At 71.9% G+C, this 13,799-nt stretch carries 6 protein-coding genes; all 6 read right to left on the bottom strand.

Going from position 1 to position 13,799, the window contains the following annotated elements:
- Positions 1 to 36: 36 nt before the first annotated feature.
- The 6 genes from OG766_RS27410 to OG766_RS27385 all read right to left on the bottom strand — a co-directional run bounded on the left by OG766_RS27410 (position 37) and on the right by OG766_RS27385 (position 13,793).
- On the bottom strand, positions 37 to 846 hold the full coding sequence (locus tag OG766_RS27410) for a thioesterase II family protein (protein ID WP_266387898.1): 810 nt from the start codon (positions 844 to 846) through the stop codon (positions 37 to 39).
- Positions 843 to 2,024 (bottom strand): class II histone deacetylase, encoded by a 1,182-nt coding sequence (locus tag OG766_RS27405; RefSeq protein ID WP_266387900.1) that lies wholly within the window; start codon positions 2,022 to 2,024, stop codon positions 843 to 845. Before OG766_RS27405 ends, OG766_RS27410 begins: the two co-directional genes overlap by 4 nt.
- On the bottom strand, positions 2,021 to 2,329 hold the full coding sequence (locus OG766_RS27400; protein ID WP_266387903.1) for a hypothetical protein: 309 nt from the start codon (positions 2,327 to 2,329) through the stop codon (positions 2,021 to 2,023). The genes OG766_RS27405 and OG766_RS27400 overlap by 4 nt, the downstream gene beginning before the upstream one ends.
- An 82-nt stretch (positions 2,330 to 2,411) precedes the next feature.
- Complete coding sequence (locus OG766_RS27395) at positions 2,412 to 6,431, bottom strand: bifunctional SDR family oxidoreductase/pyridoxal phosphate-dependent aminotransferase family protein (RefSeq protein ID WP_328726408.1); 4,020 nt, start codon at positions 6,429 to 6,431, stop codon at positions 2,412 to 2,414.
- On the bottom strand, positions 6,428 to 7,549 hold the full coding sequence (locus OG766_RS27390) for a DNA alkylation repair protein (protein ID WP_328726407.1): 1,122 nt from the start codon (positions 7,547 to 7,549) through the stop codon (positions 6,428 to 6,430). The genes OG766_RS27395 and OG766_RS27390 overlap by 4 nt, the downstream gene beginning before the upstream one ends.
- Positions 7,542 to 13,793: a polyketide synthase gene (locus tag OG766_RS27385; protein ID WP_328726406.1), complete on the bottom strand. Its 6,252-nt coding sequence runs from the start codon at positions 13,791 to 13,793 to the stop codon at positions 7,542 to 7,544. Before OG766_RS27385 ends, OG766_RS27390 begins: the two co-directional genes overlap by 8 nt.
- Positions 13,794 to 13,799: the final 6 nt, after the last annotated feature.

Raw genomic sequence — 13,799 nt, 5'->3', positions numbered from 1 at the left:
CCTTTCAGGATGGTGCACATCGGAGCCCGATGACGGTCATCGGACGAGGGGTTGCGGGAGGGGCGGCTCCGACCTGGGGTGGTCGAGGCCAGGGACCAGGCGGGCGGCGACGGCTGCCGCGTTGGCGGGTGTGTAGAGGTAGAAGTGACCGCCCGTGAACGTCTGCCGGCTGAAGCCGCCCGACGTCTCCAGCGACCACAGGTGCATCCGCTCGTCGATGACGACCGGGTCGTCCACCGCGCCGAGCGCCAGGATGGGGACGCCGGTACCGAACGGCGGCCGCCGGTAGGTCTCCATCGCCTCCAGGTCGGCGCGGATCGCGCGGAGCGAGGACCGGACCAGGTCGGCACGGTCCACCAGCCCGGGAGACATCCCGCCCATGTCCGTCAGATGCTCCAGCAGCTCCGCGTCGCTCCTGAGATGCGCGAACGGCGGCTCACTGGGGAAGCACGGCGGCTGACGCGCGGACACCGCCAGCAGGGTGGGAGGCAGACCGTTGCGCTCCATCGCCCGGGTGAGCTCGTACCCGAGCACGCTGCCGAAGCTGTGCCCGATGACCGCGTACGGCAGGGGCTCCAGCTCCGACAGGTCCCGGACGAGGGCGTCGACCAGCGGCTCGACGCGGGCCACCAGGGGCTCGTTGATGCGCGCGCCCCGGCCGGGCAGCTGGGCGACGACGCACTCCACGTCCTCGGGCAGCACCTGCCACCAGGAGCGGAACGCGGAGGGCCACCCACCGGCGTGCGGGAGTGCCACGACCCGGAACCGGGCGCGAGGCCGCGGCCCCGGGCGGGTGCCGGCCATCCGGCGCGCGCCGCTCCCCACCGTCATCCACCAGCCGCTCATGTCGGCACCCCGGTCCCGGGCGCGGACCGCCCGGCCACCGCGGACGGACCGGCCGCGGGTGCCGGGGGTGCCGAGCCGGCGAGCAGCGGGTGATGGTCCTCCAGGTGGGCGATCACCCGGTCCTGGTGACGTTGGAGGCGCTGGCCCGGAAGGTGCTCGAGCGAGTGCAGGAACGGGTCCTGAGGGGCCGGCAGACCGGCGATCGCACTGGCCGTGCCCAGCACCAGCATCGGCTGGTACCACGCCGAGTAGCCGCCCTCGTGGGCGAAGACGATCCTGCCGCCCGTCAGTTCGTCCGCGAGCCGGCACATCGTCGACGTCATCGAGTGGAAGGTGCGGCTGGTGCAGAGCATCCGGCCCATCGGATCGTGGCCGCTCGCGTCGACGCCCGCCGCCACCAGGATCAGATCGGGGCCGAACGCGCGGGCCGCCGGCTCCACGATCCGGTCCATCACCGCGAGATAGGCGCCGTGGCCCGAGCCGGCGGGCAGCGGCACATTGAGGGTGCTGCCCGCCCCCGCGCCCGCGCCGGTCTCCAGAACGCGACCGGACGCCGCGGGGAACAGCCCTTCCTGGTGCACCGAGATGTACAGCACGTCGGGGTCCTCGTAGAAGGTCCGCTGGATGCCGTTGCCGTGGTGCACGTCCCAGTCCAGGATCAGCACGCGGCGCGCCCCCTGGCGCTGCGCCGCACGGGCGGCCACCGCCAGGTTGTTGTAGAGGCACAGCGCCATCGCCCGGTCCGGCTCCGCGTGATGGCCCGGCGGCCTCACCAGGCAGTAGGCGCGGTCGAAGCGGCCGTCCAGAACTCCCGTGGCGGCCTGCACACAGGCCCCGACGGCGAGCCTCGCGGCCTGCGCGCTGTGGTAGTTGACGTACGCGTACACCCCGGCATCGCCCGCGCCGGCCGCCGAGGCCGCCTCGACCCGCTCGATGTGGTCGGGGACGTGCACGAGGAGCAGGTCCTCGTCGGAGGCCGGCGTCGGGGTGAGGGCGGTGAACCGGTCCGTCACACCCGACGCCTTGGCCAGCCCCTCGGCACGGCGAAGGTCCGGGTCGACCGCGAACTGGCGCAACGGCTCGACGCCCGGCCCGACCGGCACGTACCCCGATCCGGGACCGGGGTCGTGCCAGAAACAGATCTCGTGGCTGTACCACGCGAGACGGGAGGTGCTCACCAGCCGGACACGCCCAGCGAGGCCCGGCTGATCCCGGAGACCTTCTCGATGTACTGGAGGTAGTACTCGCGCTCCTCGTCCGGCGTGCGCTTGGTGCGCAGTGTCGTCCCCAGGAGACCGAGCACCTCCTCGGCCTCGGTGGGCGTCAGTCGCCGGTCACCGACCTCTTTCTCGACCGCGCGGATCCGCGCGGTCGGCTCCACCACGCCGGACGCGTACGCGTCCTGGTCGGTGCCGTGGTTACGGGTCGAGGCGATGGTCTTCAGAATCGCTCCGAAGAACGCCGTGGTGTCGATGTCGGTCATGGTCGGTTCCCCCCTTGGTTGCCATGCGATGGTCGGCGCACGGTGGTGTCCGGTCCTGTGGACCGCTCCGTCGGATCGGTGCTCAGCGGATCAGGCCGCAGACGCGGCCGGCTTTCTCCAGCGTCACGACGGCCGCGTCCAGATCGGCGTCGGAGTGGCTGAGGTTGACGATGGTCCGCAGCCGGGGCAGCGTCCGCGGCACGGCCGGGTAGACGATCGGCTGCACGAAGAGCCCGTCCTGCTGGCACAGCCGGGCCATCGCCCCCGCCTGCTCGGCACTGGTGCAGATGATGGGCACCACCGGTGTCTCACTGGCCAGCGTGTCGAAGCCCAGGGCGCGGAGCTGCTCGCGGTAGCGGGTCGTCCTCGTCCGCAGGTCCCCGGTGAGGGACGGGGCGGCCTCCATCACCTCGATCGCCGCCTTGGCCGCCGCCACCTGGGCGGGAGTCGCCGCCGCGGAGAACATCCAGCCCCGCGCGTTGTTCTTCAGCGCGAAGATCAGGTCGCTGGACCCGGCGACGTAACCACCCGCGCTCGGCACCGTCTTGGAGAGCGTGCCCATCTTGACGTCGACCCGTGCCGGATCGATGCCGAAGTGCTCGGTGATGCCGCGGCCCGTGGCACCGAGGACACCCAGGCTGTGTGCCTCGTCGACCATCAGCGGGGCGTCGTAGCGCTCGCACAGCTCGACGATGCCGGGCAGATCGGCCACGTCGCCGTCCATGCTGAAGACGGCGTCGGTGACGACCAGGCGGCCCGCGTCACCCGCCTTGCGCAGGGCGCGTTCCAGATCGGCGAGGTCGTTGTGGGCGTAGGTGATGACGGACGCACCGGACAGCCGGTACCCGTCCAGGATGCTGGCGTGGTTGTAGACGTCGCCGATGACGACGTCGCCGGGGCCGACGAGAGCGCCGACCGTCGCCACGTTCGCCATGTAGCCGCTGGAGAAGACGATGGCGTCCTCGGTGCCCAGGAAGCGGGCGAGCGCCAACTCCAGCTCCCGGTGCAGGTGCAGCGTGCCCGCCAGCAGCCGTACCCCGTGCGCGCCGGTCCCGTGCCGCTCCACGGCGCGCAGGACCTGGTCGTCGATGTAGTCGTGCCCGATGAGTCCGAGGTAGCTGTAGGAGGCGAAGTTGAGGAACCAGCGGCCGTCGAACTTGATCCGGGGACCCGTGGCCTCCTCGATGACGGGCTCGTAGAAGTACTCGTCCTTGGCGACGATCAGGCGGTCCTCCGTCGACAGGGCGTCGATGCGCCGGTCGAGGAACCTGCCGTGGGGGGCGTCGGCCAGCCGGCCCGGCAGGGTCCGCCGCGGTACGCGGTCGGCCGCCGGGGCGGGAGCCGGGGACAACGGGGCCGAGGACAACGGAGCCGGGGTCGCGGTCGGGAACGGGGCACGGGGCGGCGACACCGGCGGGGCCGCCGGGGCGGGCGCCACGGTGGGCGCCACGTCCCTGAAGCGGTCCCAGTCGGGGACGAAGGAGTCGGCGGTGCCCGGGGCCGTGGCGGCCGACGGCCGTTCCACCGCCACGGCCGGCCGCTGCGGCGGCACCGAGATGTGCGACGCACGGGCCGGAGGTGCCGCAGGCGTCCGAGGAGCGGCGGCCGGGACGGGCGCGGGCGTCGGGACGGGAGCGGCAGCGGGGGCGGGGGCGGGGGCGGCGGCCGGAGCGGGGGCACCGACAGGAGCGGTGCGCGGCAGCGATTCGAGATGAGCCAGCAGCGCGCCGACGTTGGTGCGCTCGAAGAACACCATGGGGTCGATGTCGAGCCCGTCGGCGGTCAGCGACGCCGCCAGCTCGACCGCCATCATCGAGTCGAGGCCCAGCTCCAGCAGATCGTCCTCGGCGGACACGCCGTCGAGATGCAGGACCTTCATGAGCGCGTGGGTGAGGGACGGCCACAGCCCGGATTCCGGTGTGACAGCAGTCATGGGTGCATCCTTCGCTTTCACGGCGGCGGACAGTACGTAATGCGCGGGAGGCCGGCCGAGGGCCGTGCGGAGCAGGTCGATGCCGTCGTCCGCGGTAAGGGCCGGGATGCCGTGCGCGGCGGCCTTCGGGGCGATGGACTCGCCCATCCCGACGGTCCACAGGCCCCAGCCGAGGCTGTACCAGCTGCGGCCTGCGGCACGTTGACGGGCGGCGTAGCCGTCCAGGTAGGCGTTGGCCGCGGCGTAGGCGCTCTGGCCGAGGTTCGCCCGTACGGCCGCGACCGAGGAGAACAGGGCGACGAAGCCCGACTGTTCGTGCCCGGACACCAGGTCGGTGAGCGCGTGTACGCCGCCGACCTTGGGCCCGAGAACGGTGTCCACCTGCTCCTGCGTCAGGCTGCGCGCCAGTCCGTCGCGCAGGACGCCGGCGGCGTGGAACACCCCGTCGAAGCGTGCGGCGCCGGCCAGCTCCTCGCGAAGTGAACGGACGTCCGCCGCCACGACCGTCAGGTCGCAGCGCGCTCCGAGCCGATCGAGGCGGTCCCGGGCCTCTCCCTGGTCCGGCACGGTCCGCCCGACCAGGGTCAGATGGGCGCAGCCCGCGTCCGCGAGGAACTCCGCGACGCGCAGGCCGATGCCGCCCATGCCGCCGGTGATCAGGAAGCGGCCGCCGTCGTATCGCACCGGGTCGGTGGTGCTCGTGTGCTGCGGCTGCACGGAGGGCTCGTACCAGATGTCGTCGCGCCGGGCGAGTTCCGGCCGGTCCTGGCCGAGCGCCTCCCACAAGGCGGCGACGTCATGGTCGTCGGGGCCGGTCTCGTTCCCGGGGCCGAGGTCGACCAGGCGGACCCTGGTGCGGGGATGCTCGACGCGCAGCGTGCGGCCGAGGCCCCACAGGGCGGTCATGAACGGGTCGACGACATCCTCCGGCGCCACCTGGTGTGCGGCGGAGGTGACGATCAGCAGGTCGGCCATCGGCGGGCGCGCCGCGAGTCGGCGCACCAGCGCGAAGACCCCCTGCAGGGCCTCCGTCACCTGCGCCTCGCCGCTCAGCCCGCGCGGCGCCACGTACACGACGTCCCGGAAGGCGGCGTCGGCCGGCAACCTGTCGAGGCCCCCGTCCAGGAGCTGCGCCGGCGTCATGTGTGCGCCGTGCCGACCTGTCGGTGGACGGAGGTCGTGCGGGGACACGATCAGCACGGGCCCCTCGGGCGCGGCCGGGTGCGCGGGAGCGACTTCAGTCTTCCGCCAGACGACGGTCTCCATCAACGGGACCGCAGGCAGCCCCTGTTCGGCGTCGGCGGGAGCGGGCGCGGGCGCCGCAGCGACCGTGGTGGTGGACTCAGCGGACACCACGGGCGCCTCGGACACCGTGGACGCGACGGGCTTGGCGGCCTTGAGGGTGATGCGGTCCAGTTCCAGCAGGACCTCCCCCTGCTGATTGCAGACCGTGGCCCGTCCCCGTACGGCACCGCCCTTGCCCCCGGCCTCGCCCGGCTCGTCCCGCTCGACCAGGGCGATCACCGTGCCGGAGATCCTGCGGCGGGCCACCAGCCGGCCGACGTACCAGGGCAGGCACGCCCCGGCAGCACCCCCGTCGAGCATCCCGAGCGCCTGAAAGACGCTGTCGAGCAGTGCCGGCGGTACGAAGGCAGGTGCCGACGCCGCGTTCGCGTCGTCGCCGGCCCGGAGCATCAGCAGCATGCGGCCCGGGCCCCGATGCGCCGACCGGATCACCTGGTACGCCGGCCCGTACGCGATCCCGCTCGCCTCGCGCCACGCGCCCACGTCCGCCAGCGGCACGTGCTCCGTGCACCCGGCCCGCAGCGCGGCCACATCGACATAGCCGGGCGGCGGCAACGGGCTGCCGGACACCCGGGCGGTGCTGTGCACGACCGGTAAGCCGTCCTCGGGCCGGCGTACGGAACGGACCGCGCAGTCGCCGTCCTCGGCCGTGTGGACCTCGAGCTCCGCCTCGGGCCCCACCACCAGCAGCGGCACCCGGAAGGCGACCTGCTCCAGGGTCCACCGGCAGTCGGGGCGTCGGGCGTCGCAGGCGGACAGCATGGCGTCGATCTGCGCGGCGGCGGGTAAGACCGGGATGCCGCCGATCCGGTGGTCGGAGACCAGCGGATCGGCAGCGCTGAGAACCGCTCTGACGCCGCTCATGTGTGCAGGTCGAATCGCTCGGTGGCCTGGACGAGACCGTTCACCTGGATGTCGACGGTGTGCTCACCCGCGTAGTACCGGCGGGTCTGCACCTCCTTGATCGTGTGGGTCTTCTCCAGGGACCGCCGTGCTCCGGGGCCGAGTTCGAGGGTGGTCAGCTTGAAGACCTTGGGGATGCTGCGCCCGTTCTTGCGCACGTGGTGCACGACGTAGTCGATCGCGATGCTGTGCGTCCGCTCGTCGGTGTTCTCGATGTCGAAGCTGATGACGAGGGTGTCCCCGATGGTCACCGACCGGGGGGTGACGCTCAGCCGGGGTACGCGGACATGCTCGCCGCCCGTGGCCCCGAGGATGGCGAGGGCCTGCTGATCGCCCTTCTTCACCAGAGTGCGCAGCCCGTGCTTGACGATCCAGTTGGTCTCAGGGGTCGGGCTCTCCTCCAGCCACCGCAGCGCCGTCGTGAGCGCGAGGTCGGGGGCGTCCTTGGAGATGTCGTTCAGGTTGTTGGCGACGGACTTGCGCACGTACTCCGAGGGGTCGCTGCGCAGTGGTTCGAGGATCTCCAGGACCGGCCGGGGGTCCTTGACGAACACGGGCAGGACCCGGGCCCACGGCAGGCGGGAGCGGACGCCCTCGCTCGCCAGGCGCCGCACGTTGTGGCTCGGGCTCTGTGCCCACAGGGCGACGCGCTCCATCGTCGGCGCGTAGTGCTGTTCGAGGTAGGGCCGGATCGCGTACTCGCCCGTGTGCCGCTTGGTGATCTCCTCGATGGCGTCCAGCGACAGGTCGGGGTGGTCGAGGCCGTACTCCTCCACGAATCGCGCGACCGGCATGAGGAACCAGCTGGAGTTGAACATGCCCTCTCCTTCGGCGAGTTCGTCGCCGAGGATGGTGAGGAGGATCGGTACGGCGTCGGTGTACCCGGCGGGCAGGCGGGTGCGCAGACCCTCGGCCAGGACGAGGACGCGGTCCTTCAGTTCTTTGCCGGGAATGCGCGACTCGACCTCGGTCGCGTAGCCCTCCACGTCGAACTCGGGGTGGACGGCCCGGATCCTGTCGCCGATCAGGCGTGCCGCGTCGCCGTTGAAGTGTCGCTTGAGTCCGTATTCGCTAGCCATGGTTCTGGTGCCTCTTCGTCTCGTTCTTCTGGTTCGACGTGGTCTCGTGCGGGCCGGAGGAGATCCAGAACCGCTGTCGGTTGAAGGGGTAGGTGGGGATGGTGGTGGTGCGCCGGCCCTTGCCCTGGTGCAGACCGGCCCAGTCCAGATCGGCGGAGGTCTGGTTGACATACGCGGCGACGGCCGCGTGCAACTCGACCTGATCGGTCCGATCCCGCCGCAGGGTGCTGAGCCATGCCGGCTGCGTCTCGCCCCACGACGCCTTGGCAAGCGAGGTCAGTTGGGGATGAGAGCCGATCTCCCACACCGAACCCGCACCGATCCCTCCGAGCGCGGCCACGGCCTGACTGAAGCGCACCGGCTCACGAATGGCCCGGCCCCAGTAACCCGGGTCGGTGGCCGTCCGGGGGGTGTGCCAGGCGCCGGTCACGGTCGACGCGAACGGAATCACCGGCGCCGAGCGTGCCGTGTCAGCGACGGCCTCGACGAACGGCGCGATCGCACCCTCCATCGCCGCCGAATGAAACGCATGACTGACCACCAGAGACTGCGACCGCAGACCAGAGTCCCGACAGAACCGGGATACGGCATCCGCCAGGCCCGTGATCGTCACCACGCGAGGCGCGTTGAACGCAGCGATCTCCACACCGGGATGACCCGCGATGGCAGCAAGGACAGCCTCGGCATCCGCATGAACCACCGCCATCGCACCCTCACCCGGCTGCGACTCCATCAACCGCCCACGCACCGCCGTCAAACGCAACAGATCCGCCAGGTCCACCACACCGGCCACCCACGCCGCCGTCAGCTCACCCAGACTGTGACCCACCACAGCATCCGGACGAACCCCCACCGACTCCAGCCAGCGCACCAGACCCACCTGAACACTCACGATCGCAGGCTGCGCATACCCCGTCCGGTCCAACCGACCCGGCACATCACCGAACAACAACTCCAGCAACGGCACATCCACATGCCCCGCCAACAGATCGGCACACTCGTCCAACGCCGCCCGGAACACCGGCTCCACCGCATACAAACCACGGCCCATACCCAGATACTGCGAACCCTGACCCGTAAACATGAACGCGGTCGGCGCGGGAGTACCGCCCCGTCGGGACCCAGAGACCCGGCCTGCGGCAACCTCCCTCAAACCGGCGGCGAGTTCACGAGCGTCAGCCCCCTGCACCGCCACGCCGTAACGATGCCCGGCACGACCGGTGTTCGCCGTGAACGCGAAGTCGCCCAGCTCGTCCCCGGACCCACCGCCCAGAGCATCCGCATACGCTCCGGCAAGGGCCCGTAGCGCGGTCTCGTCCGCCGCACTCACCCGCACCACATGCGAGTCCTGCGCCAACGTCTCCCGCACCGGCAGTACAGGCGGCTCCTCCACGATCACATGAGCATTCACCCCACCCATGCCGAACGCACTCACCGCAGCACGCCGAGGCTCCTCACCCCGCGGCCACGCCACCACACGATCCGCCAGATAGAACGGCGTCTCCTCGAACCTGATGTGATCATTCGGCCGCACCACATGCAACGACGGCGGAACCACCCCATGCTCCAACGCCAACAACACCTTCACCAGCCCCGCCAACCCCGCAGCCGGCTCCAAATGCCCCACATTCCCCTTCAACGAACCAATCGCACAAAACTGCGACCGACCCGTCACCCCACGCCACGCACGCGTCAACCCCTCCACCTCGATCGGATCACCCAAAGACGTCCCCGTCCCATGAGCCTCCACCAACCCGATCGACTCCACCGACACCCCCGCATCACCCAACGCCGCGGAAATGACGGCCGCTTGGGCGCGCGGGCTGGGTGCGGAGTAGCGGGTGGTGCGTCCGCCGTGGTTGACGGCGGCTCCCTTGATGACACCCCGGATCCGGTCACCGTCCCGTCGGGCGTCGTCGTACCGTCGCAGCACCACGGCCACGGCTCCCTCTCCCGGGACGAAACCGTCCGCGGTGTGGTCGAACGCACGGCTGCGGTGCCGGGGCGACAGGGCCATCAGGTCACCCATCGACCGGAAGTACTCCGGGCTGATGCCGGCGTGCACGGCCCCGATGACGGCCGTGTCGATGTCACCGGTGCGCAGGTGCTGGAGTGCCGAGTGGATGGCGACCAGAGACGACGAGCAGAGGGTGTTGACCAGTCCGCTCGGGCCGTGCCAGTCCATCAGGAACGACAGCCGGTTCGCGATCATCGCCTCGAGCCCGAGGCCACGCCCGTCGGGTACGCCGTGGCGCACCCGCTCCTCGTGGTAGTGGTCGTGGCTGTACGCGATCCACAGACCGGTGGTGGCGCCGTCGGCCCGTCTGCCGATCCGGCCGCCGTCCTCCAGGGCCTCCCAGATCGTCTCGTACACGATCCGTGCCTGCGGATCGATCAAGGGGGCTTCGCGGGCCGAGATCCGGAACGGAGCCGGGTCGAACTCGTCCACGCTGTCCAGGAACGAGGCGTACGGGACCGGCCCGGCCGCCGTGTCCCAACGCCCTTCGGGCAGCGGGCGGACCGTGTCCCGGCCTTCGGCGAGCAGCTCGGCGAAGGCGGTCAGGTTGCCCGCGGTGGGCAGCTTGACCGCCGCACCCACGACGGCGATGTCGCGCGGCCGTGATGCCGGAGCGGCCGCGGGGGGCTCGGCAGGGAGTTCGGCCTCGGGCGTTCGTGGCGTGACGGTTGTCCGCGCCACCGGTGCGGGCGCTTCCGCCACGGCCGGGGCCGCCTCGGATGTCGGGGCGACCTCTGATGACTGGGCGGCCGGGGCCGCCAGCGTGTCGACGAGCGCCGGTGCCTCCTCCACGAGGAAGTCGGCGAACTGCCGGGGGGTCGGATACTCGAAGAAGACCGTCGGGTAGAGGGACAGGCCGTGCTCCTGGGAGATGCGCTCGCTCAGTGTCACCAGGCCCACCGAGTCGAACCCGGCGGACAGGAACTCCGTATCGATGTGCTCCTCCGAGGTACCCGTCAACGCCAGGAACCAGGTGAGCGCCCGCGCGGACCGCGAGACGGCGGGCGCCGACGGTGCCGCGGGACGAGGTGGCGTCGGCGTGAGCGACGTCGGCTCCGACGGCAGCGCCGCGACAGGCGCGGGCGGCACGACCGGGGCAACCGGCTCGACCGGATTGACCGGCTCGACCGGTGCAACAGGCGCAACAGGCGCAACAGGCCCAGGCGGCACGACCGGCGCAACGGGCTCGACCGGCACCACCGGAGCAGGCGTCTCCTCCGCGCTGAACGCCTGGACGGGAACCCGCTTGGACGCCATGTCGCCGAAGACCAGCAGCGGTGTCCCCGCCGCATCGGTCACGGTCTGGGTGACCCGGCAGGCTTCGTCGTTCCAGAAGGCGATCTCCGTCCGCACGTAGGCGGCGTCGTCCAGCGGTCCGAGGACGTCCAGTCGGCCCACCGAGAGCGGGATGAACGCGGACGCGTCCGCCGCGCCGAACACGGGATTGGCCGGATCGATCGCCGCGACGGTCACGCTGTCCAGCAGCCCGGGGAACAGCTGCACGCCGGGCGGGTTCATCTCCCGCTGCCGGGCGCCCTCGATACGGGCGAGGGTGCCGCCGTCCGGCAGGCTCGCCACCCAGGAGATGTTCCGGTAGTAGCGGCCGTGGTGGTAGCCGATCCGCCGCAACCACCGGTAGAGGCCCGAGCCCGCGTGCACGGCGGAGCCGGCGCAGTCGGCCAGCAGGGCGGCCAGGGGAACCGGAAGCGGCGGCTCGGGCGGGCGCCCGGTGGCGAGCCGGCCGGTGACGAAGAGTTCCCCGCTCTCGGGGTCCTCCACCCTGAACCGGTTCTCCGCGTCCACCCGGCCGGTGACCCGGTGAGCGCCGGAAGGGATGAGCGGGCGGTGGAAGAGGATGTCCCGGGCCCCGTGGAAGGGTTCGCCGCGCAGTGCGGCACCTTCGCGCAGGAAGTCGAACCACGCCACGCCCGGGAGCATGAGCGTGCGGTACACGGCGTGCTGGGCGATGGGTGCCTCGGCCGGACCGAACACACGGGAGAACGTGTATCCGGCCGTCCCCTCGTCCGACACCAGCTCCGCGGGCGTCCCGGGTTCCGCCGAGCGCAGGGGCTCGGCCAGGTTCAGGGCGCGGCCGCGCAGTTGGGCGGAGGGCAGCAGGCGCTTGCTCCACGACACGCCTGTGGCCTGCTGGAACGCCGCCCAGTCGATGTCCTGCCCCTCCTGGAAGAGCTCGGCGGCGATCGCGGCGAGCACCACGGCGACCTCCCGCTCGTCGCGGGCTTCGGCCAGCCGTACGCCGACGTCGTGGCCGTCGGCGGCGGCGGGGTCCTGGGCGTCGCGCACGAGTTCGTTGTCGCTCCGCAGGACGTCGGCCAGCGCCTGCTCCAGTGGGACGCGTCCTCGTACGAAGTCCCCGACCGCCTCCCACCCCGGGGGCAGGTCCACCGCACCTTCGGGCAGTCCGAGGTCGCGCAGCGCGATCGCGAGGGCGACCCCGGACGCGATCCGGAGCAACTCACCCGAGAACGTGTCCAGTCGGGCACCGGTGGCTGCTTCGAACAGGCCGACGACCTCGTGAACGGCCGGTGCGGAGCGGTCGAGGGCGGTCAGCCATGCCGGCGGGACGGCGGTCGCCTCGGGACGTACGGACACGGCGGTGCGGGGACCGCCGGCACTACCGGCCTCCTGTGCGCCGGCCGACAGGAGCCAGGTGCGCAGGGCGGTGGCCAGTTGCGCCGCGTCCGCCCCGACGACGGCCAGCCGCTCGGTTCGGTGCGGCCGGGCCAGGCGGGCCGTGGCGCAGACGTCGCCGAGTTCGCCGGGCCCGTCCGTCAGGGTCGGCAGGAACTCCAGCCACTGGGCGGCCAGTTCCCGCAGCGCGTACGGGCTGTCGGCGGACAGCGGCAGCACATGGACCGGCACGGGTCGCCCGCCGGGCGCTGTCGACCCGGCGAGGGTGCTGTCCGTGCGGGGGGCGGCCTCGGCCACCACATGGGCGTTGGTGCCGCCGAAGCCGAATCCGCTCACCGCGGCCCGGCGCACTGGAGCGTCCGGCCAGGGCAGGCGCGTGCCGGGCAGGTGGAAGGGACTGTCCGCGAGGTTGAGGCGCGGGTTGGGCGACTCCACCGCCACGGCCGGGACGGTACCCTCGCGCATCGCGACGATGATCTTCGCGAGTCCCGCGAGTCCCGACGCCGAGTGCAGATGGCCGATCCGGCGCTTGATCGAACCGAGCGCGACGGAGTTCCGGGCGACGCCGTGCGCGGCGAACACCTCGGTGAGCGCGCGCACTTCGATCGGATCGCCGATGGCGGTGCCGGTGCCGTGCGCCTCGACGTACTGGACGCTCGCCGGGTCGATGGTCCTGTACGCCTTGCCCAGCAGGTCGATCTGGGCTTCCAGGTTCGGCGTGGTGACACCCATGGTGCGGCCGTCGTTGTTGACGGCGACCCCGCTGATGGCGCCGAGGATCACATCTCCGTCGGCCAGCGCCGCCGGCATCGGCTTCAGCACCAGGGCGGCGGCTCCCTCCCCGGGCACATAGCCGTTGGCCCTGCTGTCGAAGGTGTGGCACAGCCCGTCCGGGGAGAGCGCCCCGGTGCGGGACAGGAGGACGAACGTCAGCGGGTCGATCAGCAGGTCGACCGCGCCGACCAGGGCGAGCTCGGAGGTTCCGGCCGCGAGGCTCTGGCAGGCGAGCCAGACCGCCGACAGCGAGGACGAGCAGGCGGTGTCGACCACCATGCTCGGGCCCGCCAGGTCGAAGCGGTCGGACAGCCAGGCCGCCATGAAGTTCTGCGACCGCCCCCACAGGGCGGCCGGTCCGGGTATGCCGACGGGGCCCGCCGGGCCGGGCGGAACCGTGCCTCGGCCCTGGTCGAATCCGTACGCGTTCATGCGCGCGGCGACGAACACGCCGGCGTCGAGCCGACGGCGCACCCCCAGGTACCCGGAGTCCTCCAGGGCCCGCGCGCCGACCTCCAGCATCACTCGCTGCTGGGGGTCGAGGAGCACGGCGTCCTCGGCGGTCATGCCGAACGCCTCGTGGTCGAAGGAGAACGGGTCCACCAGGAAGCCGCCGCGGTGGTGCGTGCCCTGGTGGGGTCCCTCGCCCCGGTACAGCTCGCGGGCCCACCGGCTCGGCGGGACCTCGCCGACCTCGACCCCGTCGCGGCCCAGCAGTGCCGTCAGGTCGACGACGTCCTCGGCGCCCGGGAGCCGTACCGCAAGGCCGATCACGGCGATGCGGGTGTCGAGCTCGCTCACAGCAGT

The organism is Streptomyces sp. NBC_00259 (assembly GCF_036181745.1).
Lineage (GTDB): Bacteria > Actinomycetota > Actinomycetes > Streptomycetales > Streptomycetaceae > Streptomyces > Streptomyces pratisoli.
The sequence above is the reverse complement of the archived record's forward strand: the minus strand, read 5'-3'. Positions and strand labels throughout refer to the sequence as shown.